The 24,968-nt window shown below is 73.2% G+C and carries 18 protein-coding genes, 1 pseudogene and 1 riboswitch; of the genes and pseudogenes, 13 read left to right on the forward strand and 6 right to left on the reverse strand.

Going from position 1 to position 24,968, the window contains the following annotated elements; all coding sequences use genetic code 11:
* Positions 1-261: 261 nt before the first annotated feature.
* Positions 262-448, reverse strand: a riboswitch (cyclic di-AMP (ydaO/yuaA leader).
* Between the two features lie 404 nt (positions 449-852).
* The 4 genes and pseudogenes from ACPA54_RS20525 to ACPA54_RS20540 form a co-directional block, all read left to right on the forward strand.
* A pseudogene (locus ACPA54_RS20525) lies at positions 853-1,350 on the forward strand (ATP-binding protein); the annotation flags it as partial.
* Positions 1,351-2,667: 1,317 nt separating this feature from the next.
* Complete coding sequence (locus tag ACPA54_RS20530; protein ID WP_423532283.1) at positions 2,668-3,801, forward strand: helix-turn-helix transcriptional regulator; 1,134 nt, start codon at positions 2,668-2,670, stop codon at positions 3,799-3,801.
* Positions 3,802-3,980: 179 nt separating this feature from the next.
* Positions 3,981-5,156 carry a PP2C family protein-serine/threonine phosphatase gene (locus tag ACPA54_RS20535; RefSeq protein ID WP_423531815.1) on the forward strand — a complete coding sequence of 392 codons (1,176 nt, stop codon included), beginning with the start codon at positions 3,981-3,983 and terminating at the stop codon, positions 5,154-5,156.
* A gap of 2 nt (positions 5,157-5,158) precedes the next feature.
* Complete coding sequence (locus ACPA54_RS20540) at positions 5,159-5,731, forward strand: DoxX family protein (protein ID WP_423531817.1); 573 nt, start codon at positions 5,159-5,161, stop codon at positions 5,729-5,731.
* 583 nt (positions 5,732-6,314) lie between these two features.
* On the opposite strand, the gene ACPA54_RS20545 is transcribed toward ACPA54_RS20540, so the two are convergent.
* The gene (locus ACPA54_RS20545) at positions 6,315-6,962 is read right to left on the reverse strand and encodes a TetR/AcrR family transcriptional regulator (RefSeq protein ID WP_423531818.1); all 648 of its coding nucleotides are present in this window, start codon (positions 6,960-6,962) and stop codon (positions 6,315-6,317) included.
* Positions 6,963-7,075: 113 nt separating this feature from the next.
* Here ACPA54_RS20545 and ACPA54_RS20550 point away from each other — a divergent pair, with 113 nt between their 5' ends.
* The 3 genes from ACPA54_RS20550 (at position 7,076) to ACPA54_RS20560 (ending at position 13,565) form a co-directional block, all read left to right on the forward strand.
* Entirely contained in the window at positions 7,076-9,334 is a 2,259-nt protein-coding gene (locus ACPA54_RS20550; protein ID WP_423531820.1) for an ATP-binding protein, read from the forward strand.
* On the forward strand, positions 9,331-12,189 hold the full coding sequence (locus tag ACPA54_RS20555; RefSeq protein WP_423531822.1) for an ABC transporter permease subunit: 2,859 nt from the start codon (positions 9,331-9,333) through the stop codon (positions 12,187-12,189). Before ACPA54_RS20550 ends, ACPA54_RS20555 begins: the two co-directional genes overlap by 4 nt.
* Before the next feature lie 86 nt (positions 12,190-12,275).
* On the forward strand, positions 12,276-13,565 hold the full coding sequence (locus ACPA54_RS20560) for an ABC transporter substrate-binding protein (RefSeq protein WP_423531824.1): 1,290 nt from the start codon (positions 12,276-12,278) through the stop codon (positions 13,563-13,565).
* 10 nt (positions 13,566-13,575) lie between these two features.
* Here the strand turns inward: ACPA54_RS20560 and ACPA54_RS20565 are convergent, their stop codons facing one another.
* Positions 13,576-14,622: an Lrp/AsnC family transcriptional regulator gene (locus ACPA54_RS20565; RefSeq protein ID WP_423531826.1), complete on the reverse strand. Its 1,047-nt coding sequence runs from the start codon at positions 14,620-14,622 to the stop codon at positions 13,576-13,578.
* 100 nt (positions 14,623-14,722) lie between these two features.
* Here ACPA54_RS20565 and ACPA54_RS20570 point away from each other — a divergent pair, with 100 nt between their 5' ends.
* The 5 genes from ACPA54_RS20570 (at position 14,723) to ACPA54_RS20590 (ending at position 18,694) form a co-directional block, all read left to right on the forward strand.
* On the forward strand, positions 14,723-14,926 hold the full coding sequence (locus ACPA54_RS20570) for a DUF3311 domain-containing protein (protein ID WP_423531828.1): 204 nt from the start codon (positions 14,723-14,725) through the stop codon (positions 14,924-14,926).
* Positions 14,923-16,398, forward strand: coding sequence for a sodium:solute symporter family protein (locus ACPA54_RS20575; RefSeq protein WP_423531830.1), 1,476 nt, complete (start codon positions 14,923-14,925; stop codon positions 16,396-16,398). Before ACPA54_RS20570 ends, ACPA54_RS20575 begins: the two co-directional genes overlap by 4 nt.
* Positions 16,399-16,460: 62 nt before the next feature.
* Complete coding sequence (locus tag ACPA54_RS20580) at positions 16,461-18,128, forward strand: amidohydrolase (RefSeq protein WP_423531832.1); 1,668 nt, start codon at positions 16,461-16,463, stop codon at positions 18,126-18,128.
* Positions 18,129-18,207: 79 nt separating this feature from the next.
* Positions 18,208-18,414, forward strand: a complete 207-nt coding sequence (locus ACPA54_RS20585; protein WP_423531834.1) for a hypothetical protein — start codon at positions 18,208-18,210, stop codon at positions 18,412-18,414.
* 10 nt (positions 18,415-18,424) lie between these two features.
* Positions 18,425-18,694, forward strand: coding sequence for a DUF397 domain-containing protein (locus ACPA54_RS20590; protein WP_423531836.1), 270 nt, complete (start codon positions 18,425-18,427; stop codon positions 18,692-18,694).
* Positions 18,695-18,749: 55 nt separating this feature from the next.
* Here the strand turns inward: ACPA54_RS20590 and ACPA54_RS20595 are convergent, their stop codons facing one another.
* Together ACPA54_RS20595 and ACPA54_RS20600 are read right to left on the reverse strand one after the other, a co-directional pair.
* On the reverse strand, positions 18,750-20,402 hold the full coding sequence (locus ACPA54_RS20595; RefSeq protein WP_423531838.1) for an amidohydrolase: 1,653 nt from the start codon (positions 20,400-20,402) through the stop codon (positions 18,750-18,752).
* Positions 20,399-21,982 carry an APC family permease gene (locus ACPA54_RS20600; protein WP_423531840.1) on the reverse strand — a complete coding sequence of 528 codons (1,584 nt, stop codon included), beginning with the start codon at positions 21,980-21,982 and terminating at the stop codon, positions 20,399-20,401. Before ACPA54_RS20600 ends, ACPA54_RS20595 begins: the two co-directional genes overlap by 4 nt.
* Positions 21,983-22,198: 216 nt before the next feature.
* Between ACPA54_RS20600 and ACPA54_RS20605 the strand changes: the two genes are divergently transcribed.
* Positions 22,199-22,837 (forward strand): TetR/AcrR family transcriptional regulator, encoded by a 639-nt coding sequence (locus tag ACPA54_RS20605; RefSeq protein ID WP_423531842.1) that lies wholly within the window; start codon positions 22,199-22,201, stop codon positions 22,835-22,837.
* Between the two features lie 175 nt (positions 22,838-23,012).
* Here the strand turns inward: ACPA54_RS20605 and ACPA54_RS20610 are convergent, their stop codons facing one another.
* A complete protein-coding gene (locus ACPA54_RS20610) occupies positions 23,013-24,176 on the reverse strand; it encodes a serine hydrolase domain-containing protein (protein WP_423531844.1) in 1,164 nt (387 codons plus the stop codon).
* A gap of 269 nt (positions 24,177-24,445) precedes the next feature.
* Positions 24,446-24,850 (reverse strand): hypothetical protein, encoded by a 405-nt coding sequence (locus ACPA54_RS20615; RefSeq protein ID WP_423531846.1) that lies wholly within the window; start codon positions 24,848-24,850, stop codon positions 24,446-24,448.
* Positions 24,851-24,968: the final 118 nt, after the last annotated feature.

Raw genomic sequence — 24,968 nt, forward strand, 5'->3', positions numbered from 1 at the left:
TCTAACCCCCAGGTTTTTTGGGCGCGCCGCGATTTTTTTTTTTACCGGCGGGGGGGGGGGGGGGGGGGCCGGGGGGGGGGGGGGGGGGGCGGGGGGCCCCCCCCCCCCGCTCGGACGGCTGCGCCATCGCGGGGACGCTGCGGGGAAGCTCGGGAGCGGCGTGCGCGGCACCGGCGTTGACGACGGGAAGGGCGGCACCGAGGCCGGCGATTCCCGCGGCGGCCAGGACCCGCCGGAGGCTGTGGGCAGACAGCATGAAGTCGTTCCTCTCCTGCCGCCTGCGAGGTGAGCTGTCGGATTCGGGCCGGAGCGGCCCGGCCGTGCGTGTCCTCCGGACCAGGTCCGGAAACGGGCACGGCTTCACCCCAAGCCGCACCCGGCGAGCCGGGTACGGCGCATCACGTTGGTTCCCCCGCTCCCGTCCGGACGTGCTGGGCACCGAGCACCGCGGCCGGGGACGGGATTCGGCGTACCGGCCGGGTGGATTCCGCCTGGGCGGCGAAACCGGTCCCGGACGCTAGCCAGGTCGGACCGGCCGCCACAACTCGGGAAGGCTCCCCGGGCGCGGGATAAAGATCGCGTCAAAACGTCTTGTCGTCAGGTCGACATATCGAAGACCGGGGTGTGACATGCGGATACTGCGGAGCGTGAGCGTGGTGGTCCGGTCACGCAAAATGATCGGAATTCGCCGGAACGACCCGTGGGCGCGAATCCGTACACGTCCGTTATTGTCCGAATTTGCCTACCCGGGTCGGTCGGCAGGCGCGAAAGAGACCGGCGCCACAGCCGCCCGCCCCGCGGGTCGTCCCATTTCCGCAGGCCGTCCCCCGTGCGTGTCAGGATGTCCATGTGGTGCCGCAACCCGGATTCCAGACGCCCTTCGTCGGCCGCGGCGCGGAGACCGCCGCCCTCGACGACGTCCTCGCGCGCGCCCGCGCGGGCGACCCCCGGGCACTCCTGCTCGCCGGCGACGCCGGCGTCGGCAAGTCCCGCCTCCTGGCCGAAGCCGCCGCCCGCGCGGCCGCCGACGGCATGACCGTGCTGACCGGGCAGTGCGTCGACCTCGGCGAGGTCGGCCTGCCGTACCTCCCCTTCACCGAGATCCTCCGCACGGTCGCCGCCGACCCGGCCACCGCCGCGATCCTCGACGAGCACCCCGCGGTGCTGCGCCTGCACGGCGCGGGCGGCTCCGCCTACGACGGCCGCACCGAACCCGGTGTCCGGCTCCGCCTCCTCGACGACATGGCCGCCCTCCTCGCCGACCTCGCCGAGCAGGCTCCGCTGCTCCTCGTCCTCGAGGACCTGCACTGGGCCGACCAGTCCACCCGCGACCTGCTGCGCTTCCTGCTCAGCCGCCTCGCCCCGCAGCGGGCCGGCGAGACCGCGCCGCACCAGCGCATCGCCCTGCTCGTCTCGCTCCGGTCCGACGACCTGCACCGGCGGCATCCGCTGCGCCCGCTGCTCGCCGAACTCGTCCGCCTCCCGGTCGTCGCCCGCCTCGACGTGGGGCCGCTCGCCGATGCCGAGGTCGCCGAACTCGTGCGCGGACTCGGCAGCGACCCGCTGCCGGAGGACACGGTCGCGCGGATCGTCGAGCGCGCCGAAGGCAACGCCTTCTACGCCGAGGAACTCCGCGCCGCCACGGCCGACGACGCCGGTGTCCCGGCCGGGCTCGCCGAGGTGCTGCTGGTCCGCATCGAGCAGATGCCGGCGACCGCGCAGCGCGTCCTGCGGACCGCCGCGGTCGCCGGGCGGAGCGTCGAGCACGGTCTGCTGCGCGACGCCGTCGAACTGCCCGACGACGACCTCGACGCCGCGCTGCGCGAGGCGGTCGGCCGGCACCTGCTGGTGTCCGGCGACGACGGCAGCTACTCGTTCCGGCACGCGTTGACCCGGGAGGCCGCGTACGGCGATCTCCTGCCCGGCGAACGCGTCCGCCTGCACGCGGTGTTCGCGCGCCTCCTCGGCGCCCCCGAGCGCCGCGGCGGCAGCGCCGCCGAACGCGCCCACCACCACATCGCCAGCCACGACCTGCCCGGCGCGCTCACCGCATCCCTGGAAGCCGCGGGCCACGCCGCCGTCGTCGGCGCGCCCGCCGAGGAACTCCGGCACGTCGAAGCCGCACTGGAACTGTGGGACGCCGTCCCCGACGCCGCGGAACTGACCGGCACCGACGACATCGCGCTCACCCTGCGCGCCTCCGCCGCGGCGGTCCGCATGGGCGAGGCGCACCGCGCCGTGCACCTCGCGCGCGCCGCCCTCGACCGGGTCGGCTCGCACGGCGACACGCTGGTCGCCGCGAAGGTCCGCTACACGCTCGCGTCCAGCCTGATGAACGTGGACAGCCTGCACTCCGCCTTCGAGTTCAGCCGCGAAGCGCTCGCGCTGATCCCCGAGGAACCGCCGTCGCTCACCTGGGCGTGGGCGGCCGCCACACACGTCCAGGCCGCCTGGTACATCCGCCGGATCGACGTCGTCCGCGACGTCGGCAAGCGCGCCCTCGCCGCCGCCGAAAAGCTGGGCGCGGACGCCGTGCAAGCCGACGTCCTGATCAGCACGCTGGCCACCCACGAAGCCAACCGGCAGACCCCCGAAGGCCGCGAAATCCTCTACCGGGCCCGGGACTTGGCGCGGCGTGCCGGCGACACGGCAATCGAGCTGCGCGCCATGTACGGCCTGGCCCTCGGCTGCTTCGAAGCCGGCCTCGTCGAGGAATCCCTCGCCTGGACCGACGAAGGCCTCGACCTGGCCCGCCGCACCGCACAGACGTCGTCGCCGTACTCCCTCCACCTGCGCTACGTCCGCGCCCTCGCGCTCTACACCCTGGGACGCTGGGACGAGGCCCTCAAAGCCGCCGGCAGTGCCCCCTCCGCCTTCGGGCACGTCGCCGAAGGAGCACTGTATGTGCCGCTCGGCCGCGGCGAACCCGGCGTCGTCGACCGCGCCCAAGCGCTCTTCGACAAGCGGCCGTTCAACTGGACGGCGACGCTGGTCGCGGGCCTCGTGCTGGTCGACGAGGCCGTCCTGCGGGGTGACGTCCGCGCCGCCGTCGACCGCTTCCGGCGCACGTTCGCGCGCCTGATCGAGGACGACGACCCGTACCCGCCGGTCGGTGTCCGCCTGGCCACGCTCGCGCTCTCCGCGATCGCCGACGAGGCCACCGCGCTGCGCCTCACCGGCGGCGACCCCGGCGGGTGGGCCGCGGAGGCCGCCGAGTTCGCCGCGCTGGCCCGCGAGATCGCGGCCCGCCAGGAGGCCGTGCGGCCGAGCGGCCCGGAAGGCATCGCGTGGGCGCTCCGCGCCGAGGCGGAGTTCGCCCGCGCCGAAGGCCGGTCGGACGCCGGGCAGTGGGAACGCGTGGTGGCCGCGTTCGACTACGGCAACGTCTACGAACACGCGCGCTGCCGCCTCCGCCTCGCCGAGGCCTACGCCGCGGCCGGCCGCCGCGCCGAAGCCCGCGACGTCCTCGAAGCCGCCCAGGCCACCGCCGACGCGCTCGGCGCGACCCCGCTCCGCGCCGCCCTCGACGCGCTCGCCCGGCGCACCGGCCTCGCGGCCGCGGACCCCGCAGCGGCGGCAGTCGCGGCCGGCACGCTCACCACCCGCGAACAGGAAGTCCTCCGGCTGCTCGCCGAAGGCCGCACGAACCGGCAGATCGGCGAGGCGCTGTTCATCAGCGTCAAAACCGCCAGCGTGCACGTCTCCAACATCCTCGCCAAGGTTGGCGCGGCCTCCCGCGGCGAAGCGGTCGCGATGGCCTACCGCAAAGGGCTGATCGGACCCGGGCCGACGGAGCGTTGACCGGACCGGCGGCCACCGCCGTTCGCGGCCGTCCCGCCGATCCCGGTGGCGCCTTCGCTCCGCCCGTGCCCCACCTGCGTACGCCCGCGTTCCGCCCCGCCGAACGGGTGAACCCACCCCGCGGACGTGCACGCCGCACCCCCGTCGGGAACCGGCGCGGGGTGGATATCGGGGCCGATGTGTACGAGCCGGAGGCGCAGGGCGGGCGGCGGTTGCTGCGCTGGGTGCCCCCGCTGCTGCTCGTCGTCTCGCTGATCGTCGAGTTCACCACGCCGCCCGGGGTGAACCCGGCGCCGATCCTGGCCGCCGCGCCCACGTTCGCACTCGGTGTCTACGGGTTTGCCGGGGTCCTGTGGACGACGGTCGCCACCGCCTCGGCCATGGGGCTGCTCGCGGTGTACGAGCAGATCCGCTATCACGACGTCCTCGTCGCCTCGTTCTTCGCGGACCTGGTCGCGGTGCTGGCGGTCTGCGCGATCGTCCTCGTGCTCGCCCGGACAAAGGAGCACGGGCGGCGCCGGTTCGCCCGGCTCATCCGGGTCGCCGAGGCGGCGCAGCGCGTGCTGCTGCCGGACGCGCCGGTGTCCGCGGGCGGGCTGCCGGTCGCCGTGCGGTACACGCCGGCGTACACGGACGCGCAGGTCGGCGGGGACGCGTACGCGGTGCATGCCACGCCGTACGGGGTCCGCCTGCTCATCGCCGACGTCAGGGGCAAGGGCCTCGGGGCGATCGGCGCGGTGTGCTCGCTGGTCGGCGCGTTCCGCTGTGAGGCGTTCCACTGCCCGGACCTGACCGTCGTCGCCGACCGGCTGGAGGCCGTGCTGCTGCACACCCAGCCGGACCCGGAGGATGCCGGCTCCGGCGGCGACGCGGAATACTTCGCGACCGCACTGTTCGTCGAGATCGACACGGACGGCGGCACGCTGCGGGTGGTCAACCGCGGCCACCCGCCGCCGCTGCTGGTCCATGCGGGCGACGTGCGGACCCTGGACGGCTCGGACACCCACCTGCCGCTCGGCCTCGGCGGCCTCGCCCCGGACGGGGGCGCGACGCCTGACGAGCACGCCTTCCCTGCGGGCGCGTCGCTCCTGCTCTACACCGACGGCCTGGTCGAAGGCCGGGACCCCGCGGGGCGCTTCTTCGACCCGGTGGCCGTCCTGCGCGGCCGGGACTTCGTCGGACCGGCCGCTCTGCTGGACACCCTGATGGCCGCACTCCGGACGCACACCTCGGGGCGCTTGGACGACGACACGGCGCTGCTCGCGGTCGCACGCCCGGCCCGCGCCGATGCGGCAGGTGTACACGGCGGCGCGTCCGGGAACCCGCCCCCGGACCACCGTCTCCACCGGGAGTGATCATGGGCTGCTCGCGCCTCGACGTCGGATTGCTGCTGCTGCGCCTGGGCGCCGGCGGCGTCCTCGCCGCGCACGGTACGCAGAAGCTGTTCGGCTGGTTCGGCGGCCACGGCATCGAAGGCACCGGCCAGTTCATGGAGTCCATCGGCTACCGGCCGGGCAAGGCCAGCGCCACCGCGGCCGGGCTCTCCGAAACGGGTGGCGGGGCGCTGCTCGCGCTCGGCCTGGCCACCCCCGCGGCGGGCGCCGCCGCGGCCGGGGCGATGGCCGGCGCCGCCGCCGTGCACATGCCCGCCGGCTTCTTCGCGCAGAGCGGCGGCTACGAGTACGCCGGCTTCCTCGGCCTCACCGCGGCGGGCCTCGCCATCACCGGCCCGGGCCGGCTGTCCCTGGACCACGCCCTCGGCCACGCGGTGAACCGCGGCTGGATGGTCCCGACCGCCTTCGCCGTCACGGCCGCCGCAACGGCCGCGGTCATCGGCATGCGCACCCGCCGCCTACGCGAGATCGCCGAAGCGCAGGCCCTGGAGGAAGCCGAAGCGGCCGCCCAGGGCGGTGCTTCGGACGCGACCTGAATCAGCCCCCGACCCGGGCTCGACGGCGCGGACGCCAGGGACTTCGGCGGTGCGCGGCGCCGCCGCGCTGACCGCAACCTCGTCGGCGAGCACGCACACGACGCGGATCCGACCGGAACACCGGTTGCGCGCCGCGGCTGTGGCGCGGCGCGCAAGCCCTACGTCGGGCTCGACGGCGCAGACGCCGTCCTCGCCCTCCGGGCACACACGGGAGCGTGTCGGGCTGGACCTGCGCGCGCACGCGCAGCGCGATCCTGACGCACGACGTCGTGGAGGCTGTGTCAGCTGGTCAGGGCCGGGGCCGCTGTGCAGGTGGGGTGACGGTCAGCTCGTCCGGGCTCATCCCCACGGAGCCCACCAACGTTGCGCGCGCCGCCAGGGGGGCGCGCGCCAAGCCCAAACCGGGCTCGATGGCGTGGACGCCATCCTCGCCCGCGGATCGGGGACGTCAGGGTTGCGCGGCGCCGCCAAGGCGGCGGCGCGCTCCCAAACCCCGGCGCCCTCTCCGCAAGGCTCCGGTCGATCAGCCGGGCCGTAGGTACGTGGGCCGCATATCGGGGTGTCGGCGCCGAATAGGCGCCCGTCATTCACGCCCGCGGCTGCTGTCCGCGTCCACCACCACCAGCTTGACGATGGTGTCGATCACCCCGCCCATGTCCACCGTCGGGTCGATGAGCCACTGGTGCTGGATGCCGTCCGCGGCGGCCAGGGCGAGGCGGGAGATGGCGTCGACGTCGACGTCCGCACGTACGCGGCCCTCGCGTTGCAGTTGTGCCAGGTTGTCGCGGAGGGCCTCGCGGATGTCCGTGTAGCGGACCAGGAAGACCGTGCGGGCCGGGTGGTCGGGGAACCCGGCCGCGGCGGCCATGCTCACGTAGAGCCGGACCAGGCCGGGGACGTCGCTGTTGCGGCGCAGGATTTCGGCCAGCGGGGTCAGCGGATTGCCGTACTTGACCCGCAGTACGTCCTCGGCGATGAGCCGGTCGCGTTCGCCGAGCGTCCACAGCAGGAGCCCCTCGCGTGACCCGAAGTAGTGCAGGACGCCGGCCTGGGACATGCCCATGCGGTCCGCGACTTCCTTGAGCAGCGCGCCCTTTTCGCCGAGGGTCGCGAAGACCTCCAGGGCCACTTCGAGGATCTCGGCGCGGCGTTTGACGCCCTTCGCGTAGCGGCCGCGCGGCTTGCGGACGTGGTCGCCCGGCCGCTCCGGCGGGTCGCCCTCGGATTCCATACGCGAAAAGCTAGTCGAGTTCGGTATTTGCGTCTACGCTTCCCCGACAGTTCGACCGGTTCAGCGCGCACTACTCGCACGGATCAACGGACGACGGGCAACGGGGGCCTGAAATGACCGAGCACGACGGCGCGTCGGAAGGGTCCGTGACCCGGCTGGCGCACGGGCTGATCGAGGCCGAGGACCACGCGGCGGGCCCTGCCGACGAGGAGCCGCCGGCGCCAGGTGTAGGCGCACCCGCGCTGACGCTGCGGGAGGGCCTGGCCGCTTCCGGGTCCGCCGCCTTCCTGGTGCTGATGGCACTGGTCGCCTTCGACGAGTTGGAAAGCGCCGCGCTCGGCGTGCTCGCCCCCGACCTCCGGGACGGCTTCGGCGTCGGCAACGGCGCCATCGTGGTGATCAGTTCGGCCGCCGGGGCGTTCATCGTGCTGGGCACGATGCCGATGGGGTGGTTCGCCGACCGGTATCCGCGCGGCCGGGTCGCGGGTTGGGCCGGGCTGGCGTTCGGGGCGTGTGTCGCGCTGTGCGGACTGGCCGCCAACATCGTGCAGTTCTTCCTGGCCCGGCTCGGCGTCGGCATCGCCAAGGCGGCGAACATGCCGGTGAACATGTCGCTGCTGGCCGACACCTACCCGGTCGGGGTGCGCGGCCGGATCGGTGCCGCGCACGGGTCGGCCGCCCGGGTCGCCGGGATCCTCAGTCCGCTCGCGGTGGGCGGGATCGCCGGGTGGGCGGGCGGCGACGAGGGCTGGCGGTGGGCGTTCCTGCTGCTCGGTCTCCCGTCCGCCGTTGCGGCGCTCGCCGCGTTCCGGCTGCCCGAGCCGCCGCGCGGGAGGCACGAACGCGCCGCGGTACTGGGCGAATCCGCGCACGCCGCGCCCCCGGCCGAACCGGTCGCGATGGAAGCCGCGCTGGCCCGCCTCAACCGGATCGCCACCCTCAAGGGCATGATCGCCGCCTGCTCGGCGCTGGGCTTCGGACTGTTCACCGGGCCGATCCTGGCCAACCTGTTCACCGAACAGCAATACGGCGCAAGCTCGTTCGAACGCGGTGTGGCCGGCGCCGCGGCCGGTGCCGCGACCCTCGGTGTGCTGCCGTTCATCGGCGGCCGGTTCGACCGTCTCTACCGCCGCGACCCGGCCCGCGCGCTCGCCGTCATCGGCTATCTGGTGATGCCCGCCGCGCTGCTGATGCCGGTGCAGTACGCGATGCCGAACCTCGCCCTGTTCACCCTCGTCGCGATGCCCGGCGCGATGGCGATGAGCGCGGCGTTCACCATGCTGACGCCCGCGCTGCAGTCCGTGGTGCCGTACAAGCTGCGCGGCATGGGCGCGGCGATGGCGTCCGTGCACATCTTCTTCGTCGGCGCGACCGGGGGAGCGCTGCTGTCCGCGTTCCTGGTCGGCGCGTACGGTCCGCGAACCGCCACGCTGGTCATCTGTGTCCCGTCGACGCTGGTCGGCGGCCTGATGGTGCTGCGGAGCGCGGCGAATATCCGGGGCGATCTGGCGCTCGTCGTCGCCGAGTTGCGCGAGGAGGAAGCCGAGGCGCGGCGGCTCGCGGCGGCGCCCGAGGACGTTCCCGCGCTGCAGCTTGCCGACGCCGACGTGTCGTACGGTCCGGTACGGGTGCTCTTCGGGGCGTCCCTGGAAGTCCGCCGCGGCGAGATCCTGGCGCTGCTCGGCACCAACGGCGCGGGCAAGTCCACGATCCTGCGCACGCTTGCCGGGCTGACGACGCCGACCCGCGGCGTGGTGCGGCTGGACGGCCGCGACATCACCTTCACGTCCCCGGAACGGCGCGGGCAACTCGGCATCCGCCTGCTGCCCGGCGGCAAAGGCGTGTTCCCGGACATGACGGTGCGCCGGAACCTGGAGACCGCCGCGTTCGCCTACCGGCGCGACCCGGCCGACCGGGACCGGCGCATCGCCCGCAGCCTGGCCCGGTTCCCCGAGCTCGCCGACCGGCAGCACACCCGCGCGGACGCGCTGTCCGGCGGCCGGCAGCAGCTGCTCGCGCTGGCGATGGTGCTGGTGCACGACCCCGACGTGCTGCTCGTCGACGAACTCTCGCTCGGCTTGGCACCCGTCACCGTCCAGCAACTCCTGGGCGTGGTCGAACAATTGCGCGATGACGGGGTCGGCGTGGTGATCGTCGAACAGTCGCTCGACCTGGCGCTGTCCGTCGCCGACCGGGCGGTGTTCCTCGACAAGGGGCACGTCCGCTTCGACGGACCGGCCGCCGACCTGGCGGGCCGCGACGACCTGGCCCGCGCGGTCTTCCTCGGCACCCACGGCACCCACGGCACCCACGGCACCCACGGCGGCCGCGGCGGCCGCGGCGACGCGGACCCGCGGGAGGCCGGCCGATGATCACCGGACAGGTCCTCTTCGACGGCTTCGTCAACGGCCTCGTCATCGGCATGCTGGCCACCGGCGTGGTCCTCGTGCACCGCTGCTCGCGCGTCGTCGACTTCTCGGTCGGCAACGGCGGCCTCATCGGCTCCGGACTCTTCGCGCTGCTCGTGGTGAAGTACGGCCTGCCCTGGGCCCTCGCGCTCCCCATCGCCCTCGCCACCGGGACGCTGTTCGGCATCGCCGCGGAACTGCTGGTCATCCGGCGCCTGTTCGCGGCACCGCGCGCCGTGGTCATGGTGGCCACCATCGGCATCGCCCAGGTGGCCCTGCTGATCGCCGTGGCGTACCCGCACATCGACAAGCGCGGCGCGACCTACCCGGTGCCGTGGTCCGGCACCTGGCACCCGTGGGACGGCCTGCGGGTGACGGGGCCGCAAATGTCCGTACTGGTCGCCGTCCCGGCGACGGCCGTGCTGCTGGCGTGGGTGCTGGACCGCACCGCTCTCGGCGGCGCGGTGCGCGCGGCCGCGGGCAACCCCGACCTGGCCCGGCTGTCCGGCATCAACCCGAGGCTGGTGTCCACCGCCGTGTGGGGCGGGGCCGGGCTGCTGTCCACGCTGTCGCTCATCCTCATCAGCGGCCGCCACGGCAGCGTGCACGACCTGACCCAGCTCGGCCCGGGCACGCTCGTGCGCGCCCTCGCCGCGGCCGTGCTGGCCCGGATGACGTCCGTGCGCGGCGCCTTGCTGGCCGGCCCCGTGCTCGGCGTCGCGGAGGCCTGGATCAAGTTCCGGTTCCTCGACGAGACCGGGCTGTTCGAACTCGTGCTGCTCGTCGCCGTCCTCGCGGGCATCGTGGTGATCGGCCGACGCGGCGGCCGGGCCCGGCAGAGCGACGAGGCCGCGGTCGTCGCGCCGCACCTCGCCAAGCGCCCCGTGCCGCCCGGCGCGCCGTGGTGGCTGCGCAACATCGACCGTTTCGGCATGACGGCGCTGCTCGCCGCCGGGCTGCTGCTGCCGCTGACCACCGGGCTCGCGTCCCGGCAACTCCTGTTCACCACGGGCCTGGCCCTCGCCATCTGCGCCGCGTCGCTGACGATGGTGACCGGGTGGCTCGGCCAGGTCTCGCTCGGGCAGATGGCGTTCGCCGGACTCGGCGCGCTCGGCGCGGCGACGCTCAACCGCGGCGTGATCCTCGACCTGGGACCGCTCGGCTGGGTGACGGTGCGCGGCATGGTCTTCCCGGTGGCGGTGCTCGTCGCCGCGTGCGGAACCGCCGTGCTGGCCGCGGTCGTCGGACTGGGTGCGCTGCGGGTGCGCGGGCTGATGCTCGCCGTGGGGACCTTCGCGTTCGCGGTGGCGTGCGAGCAGTTCCTGTACCGCAAGAGGTTCTTCTCCGGCGACTTCGGTTCGGCCGTGCCGTTCCCGCGCAGCACGGTCCTCGGCGTCGACGTGACCGGCCAACGCGCCTACTACTACCTGGTGCTGATCGTGCTGGTCGCCGTCCTCGCCGTGGTGGCGCGGCTGCGCGGATCCGGGGTCGGGCGCAGCGCGATCGCGGTGCGCGACAACGCGGACGGTGCGGCGGCGTACACGATCGCGGCAGGCCGGGTCCGGGTCGCGCTGTTCGCACTTGCCGGCGGCATCGCCGGGCTCGGCGGCGCGCTGCTGGGCGGCGCGCTCCAGTCCATCCCGTGGGGCGAGCGCTACTTCCTGGCCAACGACTCGCTCACCCTGGTCGCCATCGTGGTCATCGGCGGCCAAGGCTCCGTGGCCGGACCGGTGCTCGGCGCCGCGTGGGTCGTCGGCCTGCCCGCGCTGTTCCCGGGCAACGTGATGGCGCCGCTGCTGGTCTCCGGCATCGGGCTGCTGATCCTGCTCCTGTACTTCCCGGGCGGACTCGTCCAGCCGGGCCACGCGCTCCGGGCCGCGCTGATCCGCCGCTACGCACCCGCCGCGGACACCGCACCGGCCCGGCCCGGCGTCGCCGCCGTGCCCCGGGCGCGCCGCCTCGCGCTGCTGCCCGAAGGCCCGGTGCTGGCGACGCGGGACCTGCGGGTCGCGTTCGGCGGGCTGACCGCCGTCGACGGGGTCTCCGTGGAAGTCCACCGCCGCGAGATCGTCGGTCTGATCGGCGCGAACGGCGCGGGCAAGTCGACGCTGATGAACGCCATCGGCGGCTACCTGCCCGCCACCGGCACCGTCGCCCTGCTCGGCAACGACGTCACCCGCCTCGCCCCGCACCACCGGGCCGCCCGCGGTCTCGGCCGCACGTTCCAATCAGCCCGGCTGTTCCCCGAACTGACCGTCCGCGAGACGCTGTGCGTGGCGCTGGAATCCCGGGACCGCAGCCCGCTCGCCGCCACCGCTCTGCACCTGCCGCACACGTTCCGTGCGGAACGCGCCCGCCGCGCCGCGGCCGACGACCTCGTCGCGCTGCTCGGCCTCGGCCGCTACGCCGACACCCCCATCGGCGAACTGTCCACTGGCACCCGCCGCATCGTCGAACTGGGCGGCGTCCTCGCACTCGACGCCCGGGTCATCTGCCTCGACGAACCGACCGCGGGCCTCGCCCAGCGCGAAACCGAGGCGTTCGCCCCGCTCATCCGCGAAGTACGCCGCGAACTCGGGGCCGCGCTCCTGGTCATCGAGCACGACATGCCGCTGATCCTGTCGCTCAGCGACCGCGTCTACTGCCTCGACGCGGGCCGGGTCATCGCGCACGGCACCCCGGAGGCGGTCCGCGACGACCCGGCGGTCGTCGCCGGCTACCTCGGCACCGACCGCCGCGCCATCGACCGCAGCCGCGCCGCACCGGCCGTCACACCCGCCGCCGCACCGGCTGCCGCGCCGACCGTCGCGGTGACCTGACCGCGCACCGGCCGCAGCCCGACCGCATCCCGGCTGCGCCGGCCCCGACCGCGCCCCCACCAGGACTTCCAGGGAGACGAACCGCCGTGCGCTTCCGCAACCTCCGTTTTGCCGCCGCCGCTGCAGCGCTGGCTGTCGCTCTCGCGGGCTGCGTCGCCACGCCGCCGCCCGGCAGCCAAACCGGTACGCAGAAGAGCCAAGCCGCGCCACCGGCACCGAAGATCGCGCCCGGGGTGACCGACAGCGAGATCAAGATCGGCGTGCTGTACCCGGACGCGGGGGCGATCGCCGCGTTCGTCCAAGGCGGCGGCGGACTCGGGAACTACGAGGCCGCCTACCGGGCGATCATCGACCGGGTGAACGCCCGTGGCGGCATCAACGGCCGCCGCATCGTTCCGGTGTTCCTCTCCAACAACCCCATCGGCGCCGCTCCCAGCCAGGAAGGGTGCGTGCGGCTCACCGAGGACGAGAAGGTCTTCGCCGCCGTCGGGTTCTTCGTCTTCGACCAGCCCATGTGCTACCTGGAGACCCACCAGACCGCGGTGGTCGGCGGTCCGCTCACCGCCAAGCTCTACGCCCGCGCCCGCGCCCCGTGGTTCAGCACCTCGCACGGCGGCGACGAAGCCGCCGCCGCGATCGAAGCCTTCGCCGCGCGCGGTCTGCTGGCCGGCCGCAAGGTCGCCGTCGTCAGCTCCGCCCTCGACCTTCCGACCCGCGACGACACCGTGCTCCCGGCACTGGAGAAGGCCGGAGTCCATCCGGTCGCGACGGCCGTCATGGAACCCGCGTCCTTCGACACCGCGGCGATCGACGCGCAGGCCGGCATCGTCGCCGAGAAGCTCCGCTCGTCCGGCGCGGACATCGTCATCCCGGTCGGCTCCGCGGTCGGGGTCCTCACCAACGCCATCGCAAAGACCGGCTGGCGGCCGCGGATGCTGTTCCTGGACTGGTCGATCGGTGCCTTCACCGCGGCCAACGCCGACGAACTGGGCATCCTGAACGGCGCGGTCGTCGCGGGCAACAACGTGAACTGGGACGAGGCCACCTACCGCGACTGCAACGAGACCGTCACCCAAGCCTTCGCCACCCCGGCGGCGACCGGCGGCAGCGACGGAGGAGGCAGCGCCCCCGCCCCGACCGCGATCCTCGGCGCATGCGGCGACCTGTCCCTGTTCACCGCCATCGCACAGAAAGCCGGACGCACCCTCGACTACGCCAGCTTCCAGGCCGCCGGCTTCGCCCTCGGCACCTTCACCGTCCCCGGCGCCACCGCTCCGACGACCTACGGTCCCGACAAGCCCGCCGGCACCGTGACCCCGCCCCAGCTGTGGTCCATGGACCCGGCCTCGCAGGGCATCACGCCCTACACCGGGTGAGCGGCGCCGGTCACGCCCACAAATCCATCGGCACGAAGCCCGTGTTGCGGCCTTCCGGATCGAGCAGGTGCCCCATCCGCTTCGGGTTGGCCAGGGTCAGACGGCGGTCCTGGATGGTGAGTTCGGGGAAGCGCTCGGCGAGGTGGGCTTCCAGCCGCCGGGTGTCGGGCACCGAGCGCACCCAGGCGGTGATCAGCAGGGCATGCCGGGCCGCGATGGACGCGCACATGCGGACTTCGGTGACGGCGGCGATCGACGCGCCAATGCGGGCCATGGCGGCGCTGGGGACATCCGCCAGGTAGTGCACGAAGACCGGGAACCCCGAGATGCCGTGCGCGATTTCGCAGCGGGGGATGACACTGCCCTCGCGCAGCATCCGGGAGACCCGGCGACGCACTGTCGACTCGCTCATGCCAGTGGCTTCGGCGAGTTCGCCGTAGCCGAGGCGCCCGTCGCGGCCGAGGGCGATGAGCAGCGGCCGGTCTTCCGGGGCGAGGGTGCCGATGCCGGTCGACGGCGCGTCGTCGCCCGGCCGGAGCATGCCGCGCTGGTGGGGAGCGAGGGAGCGCAGGTCCCACCGGCTGCCTTCGGTGAACAGGTGGGTGGCGATCATGCTGCGGGTCGCGTTGACGCCTTCCTGGGCGCCGATGACCTCGATCGAGAGCTGCGACAGCGCGGTCAGGTCGGACACCATGACGGTCAGGAACAGGTCGGTGCCGCCGGACACGTGCTCGATGCCGGTGATGCGCGGGTCGCGGACCAGGCGCTCGGTGACCGCGCGCACCTGCGACGGGTGGCAGTCGACCTCGACGAAGGCCGCGCAGTTGACCTCCTGCACGAAGGCCCCGCCGTAGGCGGTCACCCATGCCAGTCCGCGTGACTTGAGCCGTTCCCAGCGGCGGGCCGCGGTGACGGCACTGATGCCGAGGGCCTGGCCGATCAGGGTCCACGAGGCGCGCGGCGCCGCCTGGAGGGCGTTGACCAGGGCCAGGTCGGTCTCGTCCAGCGCGGCGGAATGCGACTCTCCGGTTGCCGGGAGATCGGCGGAATTCTTCATCAAACGGCTCCGGATGACGTTTCTCGACAGATTTTGCGGGATCTTACCCGGGAAGTTTCATGCTCCAAGGGTATCGAGACGACGACCCCGGGAGCGGTCCATGCGTGTCGCAATCCTTCTGCTGATGGTGCCCATAGCGGCACTGCTGGCGACGGTGTGGCTGCCGTTCGTCAACGCCCCGCACATCTGGCTGGGCATGCCGTCGATGATGACCTGGAATGTGGCCTGGGTGATCCTCCTGACGCCCGCACTCGGGTACGTCGAGTACCAGCGCACCCGCCGCCGGGACGGGGGCGACCGGTGAACACCACACTCGCCGTCTCCATCGCCGGCATGCTGTTGATCGCCGGCCTCGGCGTCTTCGGCAGCCGCAAACCGGCCGCCAGCCTGGAGGAATGGACCGTCGGCGGACGCCGCTTCGGCGCCGTGACGACGTGGTTCCTGCAAGCCGGCGAGGTCTACACGACCTTCACGTTCCTCGGCCTGGCCGGACTGGCGTACGCGTCGGGCGTCGGCGTCGTCTACGCCCTGCCGTACCTGCCGCTCGCCTACGTCGGCATGTACGTCATCGCCCCGATCGTCTGGCGCATCGGCAAAGACCGCGGCTACCTCACCCAAGGCGACTTCTTCGCCGACCGCTACGGCAGCCGCATGCTCGGCACCCTCACCGCCGTGCTCGGCGTCGTGTTCCTGCTGCCCTACCTCCAGCTCCAGATCACCGGCCTCGGCTTGGTCGTCGAACTGGCCACCGGCAGCAGCAACTCCGGGACCGCGAGCATGATCGCCGCATCCGTGCTGATCGTCGGCTTCGTGCTGTGGTCCGGCCTCGGCGGCGTGGCACGCGCCGCGTACCTCAAAGACGCGCTGATGGTCATCGTGCTGATCGTGCTGGTCATCGCGATCCCCGCGCACTACGCGGGCGGCATCGGCGACATCACCCACAAGATCGCCGACACACACGCGACCAAGCTCACCGTGGCCGACAACGGGCCGTTCGACCGCACCTGGTTCTTCACCAGCATGATCACCAGCCTCGTCAGCGTCATGTTCATGACGATGCCGCAAGGCTGGCCCGCCGTCCTGTCCGCCAAGGACGAGCGTGCGCTGCGCCACAACAGCATCTGGATCCCGTTCTACAGCGCCAGCCAGGCCATCCCGATGATCATCGGGTTCACCGGCATCGTGGTCGCCGGAGCGGCGTCCGGCGGCGGCAGCAGCGTCCTGCTGCACCTGACCAACGGCGCCCTGCCGGACTGGGCGGTCGGCATCGTGGTCACCGCGGCCGCGGCCTGCGCGATGGTGCCGTCCGCGGCGATCGTGCTCGGCATGTCGTCGCTGGTCGCCCGCAACATCGTCCGCACCCGCACGGAACGCGCCGGACTGATGGTCAACCACACCACCGTCGTCGGCGCGGTCGCCGTCGCCCTGTTCCTCGGCATCAAGCGCCCCGACGCGCTCGCCAACCTGCTGCTGCTCACCTACTCCGGACTCGCGCAGATGGCCCCCGCGCTGCTCTACGCGCTCACCGGCCGCCGCCCGTTCGTCGGCGCGATCCCCGCGGCCGCCGGCATCGTCGCCGGCGAAGCGGTGGTCATCTGGCTGACATTCGGCAACGACGGCCACGCCGTCGACACGAACAACATCAGCGCGGGCCTCATCGGCCTGGGCGTGAACGTCGCCGTCGGCCTCCTCGCCGAAGGGATCCGGCGGATCGCCCGCGGCACCGCGCCCGCCCCCGAACCGGCGGCCCAGGCCGCGGAGAAGGCCGCCGTATGACGGCGGCGCCGGACCCCCACCCCGGCACGGCAACGAACCGAACGCACGAACGGCAGGCGCACATGACGACGCAAGGCAACGCAGCGACGAACGACACCTCCGCCACCGGCGACCCCGCGGCCGCCACCATCTTCCGGGCCCGCCGCATCATCACCCTCGCCGACCCGGAGCCCGCCGCCGGACCCGAGGCCGTCGCGACGACAGGCGACCGCATCGTCGCCACCGGAGACCTCGCCGAACTGCGCGACCGCCTGCCCGGTGCCGGGATCGTCGACTTCGGCGACGCCGTGCTCGTCCCCGGCCTCAACGACGCGCACTGCCACCCCGCCGGGCTCGCCGAAACCCGGCTGCGCCTGGCCCTGACCCCGCCCGCGGTGGCGGCCGCGGGCGGCTCGCGCGGCCCGCTGGCCGACCGGGTCCGGGCGACCCGCCCCGGCCACTGGGTCGTCGCGGAGGGCTACGACCCCAACGCCGACCCGCAGGGCCGCCTCGACCGGGCCGCCCTCGACGCGGTCTCCGCCGAACACCCCGTCGTCGCCATCCACTTCTCCTGCCACATGGCCGTCGCCAACTCCCGCGCCCTCGAACTCGCCGGCTACCGGGACGGCGACCCCGACCCGCACGGCGGCACCCTCGGCCGCGGCACCGACGGCCGCCTCGACGGCTGGATGTTCGAGGGCGCCTGGTTCGACCAGTGGTACCGCCCCAGCGGCGCCCCGGACTTCTTCGGCGAGTTCACCCTCGACGAACTGGTCCCGTCGTTCGCCGAGGTGTGCCGCGAGTTCCACTCCGTCGGCCTCACCTCGTGGTGCGACGCCCTGGTCTCGCCCCGCGAACTCCGGCTCTACCAGGAAGCCGCCCGCCTCGGCGTCCTCACGCCCCGCGTCGGCGTGCTGCTCTGGCACCGCTACTTCGGCGACCTGGCCGGCACCGGCCTGCGCACCGGCTTCGGCGACGAACACCTGCGATTGGTCGGCATCAAGATGATGATGGACGGCGCGCTCGCGGGCGGAACCTGCCTGTGCCGGGCGCCGTACCCCAGCCAGACCGGCGCCGACAACGGCATCCAGCTCATGACGGACGAGGAGTTCGCCGCCGCGGTGCTGGCCGTGCACCGGGCGGGCAGCCGCGTCGCCGTGCACGCCAACGGTGACCTGGCGATCGGCAAAGTCCTCGACGCGATCGACGCCGCCCGCGCCGCGGAACCGCGCTACGCGGGCACCAACCACCGCATCGAGCACTGCAGCCTGGTCGACGACGGCCTGGTCGAGCGGATCGCCGCGGCGGGCGTCACCCCCGTGCCGTTCGGCGCGTTCGTGCACGGCCACGGCAGCAAGCTGCGCGGCTACTACGGCGACGAGCGCGCCGCCGCGGCCTGCGGCCACCGCCGCTTCCTCGACGCGGGCGTCACCGTCGGCGGCTCGTCCGACCACCCGGCAGGCCCGCTGCCGCCGCTGCTGGCCATCCGCACGATGGTCACCCGGCGGACGGCGGACGGCGAAGTGCTCGGCGCCGACCAGCGCATCACCCCGCTCGAAGCCCTCGGCGTCTACACCACCGGCTCGGCGCACGCCACCGGCGAATCCCACCGCAAGGGCCGCCTGGCCCCCGGCATGCTCGCCGACTTCACCGTCCTCGGCGAGGACCTGCTGACCGTCGACCCGGACGGCATCGCCGACATCCCGGTGCGGTCGACGTGGGTCGGCGCCCGCGAGGTGTGGAGCGCGTAGCGGAACGAGGAGCGGCGGGCGTCAGTCGGCACCGGCCACTGGCGCCCGCTGCCCGGCATTCGCCGCTAACGTCGGGGTCATGGGAGCAGACGAAGGCAAGTCGCTCATCGACCGGATCGGCCGGGAACGCGCCGAAGAGCTGATGGCCAAGGCCGTGCGCGAGGCCGCCGAGGCAACCGACGCCGCGGGCCTTCCGCACGCCGGTATCGACGCGGACGGTCGCGTCTACCGCGAATACCCGGACGGCCGAAGGGAATACGTGGAGGAGGATCCGACGACGCGCTGAGGGGGAAGGCGTGACGGACCTGCGGTGGCGGACGAGCACGCGCAGTGCCAAGTGGGACGAGCAGTGCGTCGAGGTGGCTCCTGTCATGCCCGCGTGGCGCACCAGCACCTACAGCCAGAACTGGGACGCGCAGTGCGTCGAGGTCGCGCCGGCCGCACCGGCCGTGTGGGTGCGCGACACGAAACGCCGTGCGGGCCCGGGGGTTTCCTTCACCGCCGCGGCGTGGTCCGGGTTCGTCGTGGGTGCCCGGTTGCGTCCGCTCGCGATGTCCGTGGAGTGACCCGAGCCCCGGCGGCGCACACCGGAGCGCGCGCCGCCGATGCCGCTCTCCGCCGTCAGACCGCCGTGCGGTGGGTGAAGCGCCCGTCGACGATCGTCGCGGTGACCGGCAGGTCGGCCACGTCGTCCGGGGCGCACCGGGTCGGGTCGTCGGCGAACACCGTCAGGTCGGCGTACCAGCCGACCGCGATCCGGCCCGCGACGTGTTCCTCGCCGGCCGCGTAGGCCGCTTCCGTGGTGTAGCCCGCGAGCGCCTGCGCGGCGCCGATCGCCTGCGACGGCCCGTACGGCGCCCGCTCGCGCTCGCCCGCCGGGCGGCGCAGCTGCGCGCCCGCGAGGGTCCGGCGCGGGTCGAACGCCGCCACCGGCCAGTCCGAGCCGAGCGCGACCCGGCCGCCGGACCGCAGGATGTCGGCGTACCGCCACGCCAGGTCCCAGCGCCGGGGCCCGACCCGGGTCGACCAGTTGTCGGAGTGGTCGGGCAGTGACCAGTCCATGTGCGTCGGCTGCATCGAGGCGACGACGTCCAGCGCGGCGAAGCGGCCGATCTCCGCGTCCTGCAGCACCTCGGCGTGCTCGATGCGGTGCCGGGTGCCGGCGGGTGCGGCGATGCCCGCGTAGGTGTCGAGCGTGCGTGCCACCGCGCGGTCGCCGATGGCGTGTGTCCAGGCCGGGAGTCCGTTGGCCGCGGCGATGCGGACCGCGTCGTCGTACCGTGCCGTGTCGCGCCATTGGGATTCGCGGGACTGGCCGCAGCAGTCGGGTTCGTGCAGCCACGCGCCGCCGCCGTCGATCGCGCCGTCCGCGAAGAACTTCACCGCGGCGAGGCGCACCTTCGACGCGCCGGCGAGCAGGCCGCGCAGGTCGGAGATCCGCTGCGCGAGGTTGTCGACCTCGCCGGGCGGGCACCACGGCGCGAACCGCACCCGCATGCCGAGCCGCCCCGCCGCGTCGAGCGCGGCCAGGGTGGTGGCGGTGCCGGGGCCGTCGTCGAGCACGTGCACGCCGGTGACGCCGAGCTTGCTCTGCTCGGCGAACAGCGCCTCGACCCGGGCCGCCAATTCCTCGGCGGGCATCGGCGGGACGGCCGCGTAGCCGAGCGCGGTCGCGCTCATCTCGTGGAGTTCGCCGGTCGGCCCGCGGTCGTCGCAGACGATCTCCGAGCGGTCGGCGAACGCGCGCGGGCCGGTGATTCCGGCGCGGCGCAGGCCTTCGGTGCTCATCAGTGCGGTGTGCGCGTCGGACATCGTCAGGTGCGCCGGGCGTCCGCCGACCGCGTCGTCGATCAGGTCGCGGTGCATCGCGCCGCCGGTGAACGCGCCGTACTCGCCGCCGTAGCCGACGATCCAGTCCTCCGGGCCGAGCGCGGCCGCGTGCGCGGCGAGCCGGGCGCGCAGCTCGGCGAGGGTCGTCGCGCCGACCAGGCTGATGCCGCGCGCCATTTCGGAGCCGTGCACCGGATGCTGGTGGCAGTCGGTGAGGCCGGGGGTGACGACCTGCCCGGCCGCGTCGAGGACCTCGGTCCGCGCCGTGACGAACGGGCGGACGTCGGCGTCGTCGCCGACCGCGACGATCCGGCCGCCGCGCACGGCCACCGCGGTCGCGAACGGGCGGTCCGGGTCCTGGGTCAGGACGCGTGCCCCGACGACGACCAGGTCGGCGGAGGTGCCGTCGTGCGGAACGGTGTGGTGCGGTGCGGGGTTGCTCATGCGGGGCTTCCGGTCGGGGCGATGGGGGTGGTGCGGGCCGCGGCGGCCGCGGCGCGGGCTTCCTGCTCGCGGGCGGCCGCTTCGAGGGCGCGCTGCGGGCGGGCGACGAGGAGGTAGGCGAGGCCGGTGCCGAGGACCAGCACGATGCCGATGACCGCGGCCCACACCTGGTAGGCCGGGGCGTCCGGCGGCGCCAGGATGGTGCGCGGCCAGGTGATGTTGACGAACTCGAAGCCGAGCCACGCGACCGCCGCGGCGTTGACGACGAGCCCGAAGCGGCCGAGCCGGATGCCGCGCGGCACCCACGTGCCGCGCAGCCGCGCGATCAGCGCGGCGAGCGCGATGGCGAAGAAGGTCAGGTACAGCGCCGAGCTGCCGAACGTGATGATGCTGCCGATCGCGGACGCCCGCAGCCCGAGCAGCAGCGCCGCCGAGCTGATCACCAGGTCGACCACGAGCGCGCCGATCGGGACCTGGCGCCGGTTGACCTTGCGCAGCGTGCCCGACGCCGGGAGGACGCCGTCGCGCGCCATCGAGAACATCGCCCGGGCTCCGCCGCCCTGCGACGCGAGCGCACACGCCACGAAGGCGACGATGACCACGACGATGAACGGCTTGGCCGACCAGCCGCCGAACGCCGACACCACCGCCGTGGTCACCGGGTCGAGGTCCTCACCCGTCATGACCTTCGCCGGGTCCGGGTGCGCGAGGTCGACGGCGACCGCGTTGAGGATGACGATGACGCCGACGCTGAGGAACGCCCACCACAGCGCACGCGGCACCTGCTTGGCCGCGCCGACGGTCTCCTCGGCCATCGCCACACACGCGTCGAAGCCGACGAACGCCCAGCCCGCGACGGCCAGCGCGGTGGTGAACGCCATGGCCTTCGAGCCGTCGGACAGCGCTTCGGCGCCGAACGTGTCGGTGAGGATCGAGAAGCCGTGCTCGCGGTAGAGCAGCAGCAGGCCGATGCCGACCAGCACGGACGCGACCGCTTCCGCCGCGATGCCCAGGTCGACGACACGCTTGAGGACGTCGATGCCGTACGCGTTGATGAGCGCGCACAGCACGAGGAACAGCGCGGCGACCGCGACCACCCGGCCCGGTGTGGGCGTCCAGCCGAACAGCGCGAAGAACCACGGCGAGGCCAGGTAGGCGATCGTGGTGTGCGCGAAGATCAGCGCGCAGGTGGTGATCCAGCCCACGATCCACGCGTACTTGGGGCCGATGAGCCGCCGCGTCCACTGGTAGGCCCCGCCGGAGACCGGGAAGTCCGCGGCCAGCTCGGCGTACACGCAGACCACCAACGCCTGGCAGAGGAACACCACGGGCAGCGCCCATATCCAGGCCGGGCCCGCCACGACGATGCCGAGTTGGACGACCGCGTAGAGGCCGACCACGGGCGAGACGGTCGCGAATCCCATCGCGATGTTGCCGAAGACGCTGAGGCTGCGCTTCAGCTCCTGCTGGTAGCCGAGGCTCTCCAGGTGGGCGGCGTCCGCGTCGACGGCCGCGGCAGCCGTGGGGCTCGCCGTGGGTCTCGTGGCGGGTGCCGGGGCGTGCGGCGGGTGCTCGGTCATGGGCCCTCATCCGGGAGGCAGGTCGATCGGGCGGGCCGGACACGCCGCCGGAGGGAGGTGCGCGCGTCGTCCGATCGAGAAAACTTACTTAGTTAGTTTTGGAGACTGTAGCCGCCGCCCCCGGTCGCGGGAAGCCCCCAATTTGCGGGCTAGGCTCGCTACGCCGAGTGACGGAAGACCGGGCCCGGCGGCCCGGCGGGACGAGGGGTGGGTGGCATGGGACGGCCGTCGAATCCGCTGCTGAGCAGGGATGCCATCGCGGCTGCGGCGCTGGACCTCGCCGTCGAGGACGGCGCGGACGCGGTCACCATGCGCGCCATCGCGGCACGTCTGGGCGTGCGCGGGCCGTCGCTCTACAACCACGTCGCGTCGAAGGACGACCTGCTGGACGCGATGACCGCGCACATCAGCAACGAACTGCGCGACGCGGTGGACGAATCGCTGCCGTGGCACGAAGGGGTGGCCCAGTATGCGCGGGTCTACCGCAAGGTCTTCCTGCGGCACCACGCGATCCTGCCGGTGATCGCCCGCCGCCCGGTGCAGACGCGCGAGGCGCTCGACGGGTACGACGCGCTGGCCCGGCTGCTCCTGGCGCTCCGGCTGCCGGCCGCCGAGGTGGCCGAAGTGTCCGCGGCGGTGGACTATTTGGTGCTCGGCTCGGTCCTGGAGACCTACACGGCGGGGTTCGTCCGGCCGGCGGGGGGCTACCGGCCGGACCACCCGGCGCTGGCGGACACGCTGGAGGCCGCGGGGGAGGCCCCGGGCGGGCTGGCGGGCCTCGACGAGCGCGGCTTCGAACGCGGACTCGCCCTGCTGCTGGACGGGCTCGCGGGGCGGGTGGCGCGGCTCGGCTGAGCCCCGGGCCGCGGCCCGGGCAGGGCGTGGGCGGTGCCGGGGCCTCGCTAAGGGCCGTGCCGTACGTGCGCTCGGGCGGGTGAGGCGCGGGCCTGGCGGCGGCTGCCCGCGCCCCACCGTCCGGGGCGGTGCGGCCCGGTCGGGGGTCCGGGCCGCACCGGGTCATGCGGCCAGGTCAGGAGAGCATCTGGCAGAGGGCGTTGCGGGTGCCGGCACGCAGGGCGAGCTGGCCGGGGGTGTCGTCCCCGCCGTGGTTCTCGTTGCCCGCCAGGACGGCGACCTTGGTGCCGTCTTCGCTGGCGTACCACTTGTTGTGGTAGCCCAGGATGTTCCCGCCGTGCGCCCAGGCGACCTTGTTGCCGCATTCGGTCAGGACCACGCGGGTGAGGCCCAGTCCGTACGTGTCTTGGGGGGACGGCGTCGCGACCGTCGTCTTGAGTTCGGCCATCTGCGCCGTCGGCAGCAGTTGGCCGCCCAGGAGCGCGGACACGAAGGCGGCCTGGTCCTGGGCCGTGGAGATCATCGCTCCGGCGCTCCAGAAGAGTTCGACGTTGGATGCCGACACGTCGCTGCGCGACCCGTCCGCGTTGAGCCGCCAGCCGTGCAGGAAGTTGCCGTAGATGTTGGTGTCGGACACCGGGAAGGACGTGCCCGTGAGGTTCAGCGGCGTGATGATCCGGTCGCGGATCTCGACGGACGGGTCATGGCCGGTGACCGCCTGGATGATCATGCCGGCGAGGATGTAGTTCGTGTTGGAGTAGTGCCACGCGTGCGGCCCAGGCGTGGCCGGCGCCACCTCCAACGCCGTGTCGACGAGGTTCTGCGGCGTGTAGTGGCCGCCCCGAAGGTCGTTGTAGTAGTACCACCAGGCCAGGGTGATGCCGGGGAGGACGACCTGGTGATCGGCGTACTCCGGAAGCCCCGACGTGTGGTTGAGCAACTGCCGGATGGTGATGGTGTTGCCGTCGTAGCCGTGGGAACGGACGGCGTTCGGCAGGTACTTCGCGACCGTGTCGTCGATCGACAGCTTGCCTTCGGCCTCCAGTTGGAGGACCACCGTCGACGTGTACAGCTTCGTGTTGCTGCCGATCCGGTACGCGGACGTGGGATCGGCCGGAGCGGACGAGCCGTTGATGCTGTGGCCCGCGGCGACATTCGTGATGGTGTTGCCGTTGCGCAGCGCGCCGACGACGCCGGGGTACTCGGCGGCCGCGCCCTGATTGGCGCCGGCCTGCAAGGCCGCGACCGCACTGGCGTCGTCCGCGTGTGCGGGCGTCGTGCCGGCCACGACGGCCAAGCCGACCGCGGCGCCGACCAACATGTGGCGAAGCTTGCGCACGCACACTCCTCGTGGTGGCGCCCGGGGCCGCGATCGCGGCCCCGGGCGGATCCGGGGCGATCGCATGCATCTTCCTGAGGCGACACGTGTCGGGCGGAGAGGCGTAAGCAAAATGTGATTTCAATTATCCGGAACCCTTGCTACCTCGGATGTAATCCGGACAGCTAGAAGCAGGTTCTAGACAGCGGGGCCCCCGGCGGGCGGATTCCGGGGTTCCTGCGGGTGCCCGCGGACCGGAGCCGGGCCGCGGGCGGATGCGGGGCGGGACGTCAGGCGATGGCCTTGACCGCCGAAACGCTCCAGGCCATGTCGTCGCAGTCCCACGCGACGCTGTTCTCGGTCAGGCATGCACGGAACCAGACCGTTGCGCCTTCCTTGAAGTCCTTGTTGAAGGCCTTGACCGTGCCCTTGCCGCCGTTGTTGACGAGCAGCGGGTAGGCGTACGAGTCGTTGATCCGGTACTGCACGGCCACGCCGTGGCTGTCGGCCTTCAGGTCCTGGACGTAGAACCAGTCGCCGTCGTTGTCGAACCAGACTTTGCCCGCGGCAGTGCCGTTCGAGTAGACGTAGTCGGTGTTGTTGGTGCCCGCACTGGCCGTGCCCGCGGTGGCGACCATGCCAAAGCTCATGGCCACCGCGCCCAGACCGACGACCAGCTTGCGCTTGTGCTTCATGGGGACCTCGTTTTCTCCGGCCACTGTTGATCATCAGCGGCGTGGGAGAAAGATCGCAGGGGCGCGCACCCGCCGCTAGCCGTAATCGACCCGCTCACCGTCGCCTTGTGGATAGCGG

This window comes from Uniformispora flossi (genome assembly GCF_049534875.1).
Lineage (GTDB): Bacteria > Actinomycetota > Actinomycetes > Streptomycetales > Streptomycetaceae > Yinghuangia > Yinghuangia aomiensis.

Bases quoted from the DNA above. Each gene is read 5' to 3' on its own strand.
- ACPA54_RS20540 (WP_423531817.1), top strand. From the start codon at position 5,159: ATGGGCTGCTCGCGCCTCGACGTCGGATTGCTGCTGCTGCGCCTGGGC.
- ACPA54_RS20545 (WP_423531818.1), bottom strand. From the start codon at position 6,962: ATGGAATCCGAGGGCGACCCGCCGGAGCGGCCGGGCGACCACGTCCGC.
- ACPA54_RS20570 (WP_423531828.1), top strand. From the start codon at position 14,723: ATGCGTGTCGCAATCCTTCTGCTGATGGTGCCCATAGCGGCACTGCTG.
- ACPA54_RS20595 (WP_423531838.1), bottom strand. From the start codon at position 20,402: ATGAGCAACCCCGCACCGCACCACACCGTTCCGCACGACGGCACCTCC.
- ACPA54_RS20565 (WP_423531826.1), bottom strand. From the start codon at position 14,622: ATGAAGAATTCCGCCGATCTCCCGGCAACCGGAGAGTCGCATTCCGCC.
- ACPA54_RS20550 (WP_423531820.1), top strand. From the start codon at position 7,076: ATGACCGAGCACGACGGCGCGTCGGAAGGGTCCGTGACCCGGCTGGCG.
- ACPA54_RS20615 (WP_423531846.1), bottom strand. From the start codon at position 24,850: ATGAAGCACAAGCGCAAGCTGGTCGTCGGTCTGGGCGCGGTGGCCATG.
- ACPA54_RS20585 (WP_423531834.1), top strand. From the start codon at position 18,208: ATGGGAGCAGACGAAGGCAAGTCGCTCATCGACCGGATCGGCCGGGAA.
- ACPA54_RS20555 (WP_423531822.1), top strand. From the start codon at position 9,331: ATGATCACCGGACAGGTCCTCTTCGACGGCTTCGTCAACGGCCTCGTC.
- ACPA54_RS20600 (WP_423531840.1), bottom strand. From the start codon at position 21,982: ATGACCGAGCACCCGCCGCACGCCCCGGCACCCGCCACGAGACCCACG.
- ACPA54_RS20580 (WP_423531832.1), top strand. From the start codon at position 16,461: ATGACGACGCAAGGCAACGCAGCGACGAACGACACCTCCGCCACCGGC.
- ACPA54_RS20530 (WP_423532283.1), top strand. From the start codon at position 2,668: ATGTACGGCCTGGCCCTCGGCTGCTTCGAAGCCGGCCTCGTCGAGGAA.
- ACPA54_RS20605 (WP_423531842.1), top strand. From the start codon at position 22,199: ATGGGACGGCCGTCGAATCCGCTGCTGAGCAGGGATGCCATCGCGGCT.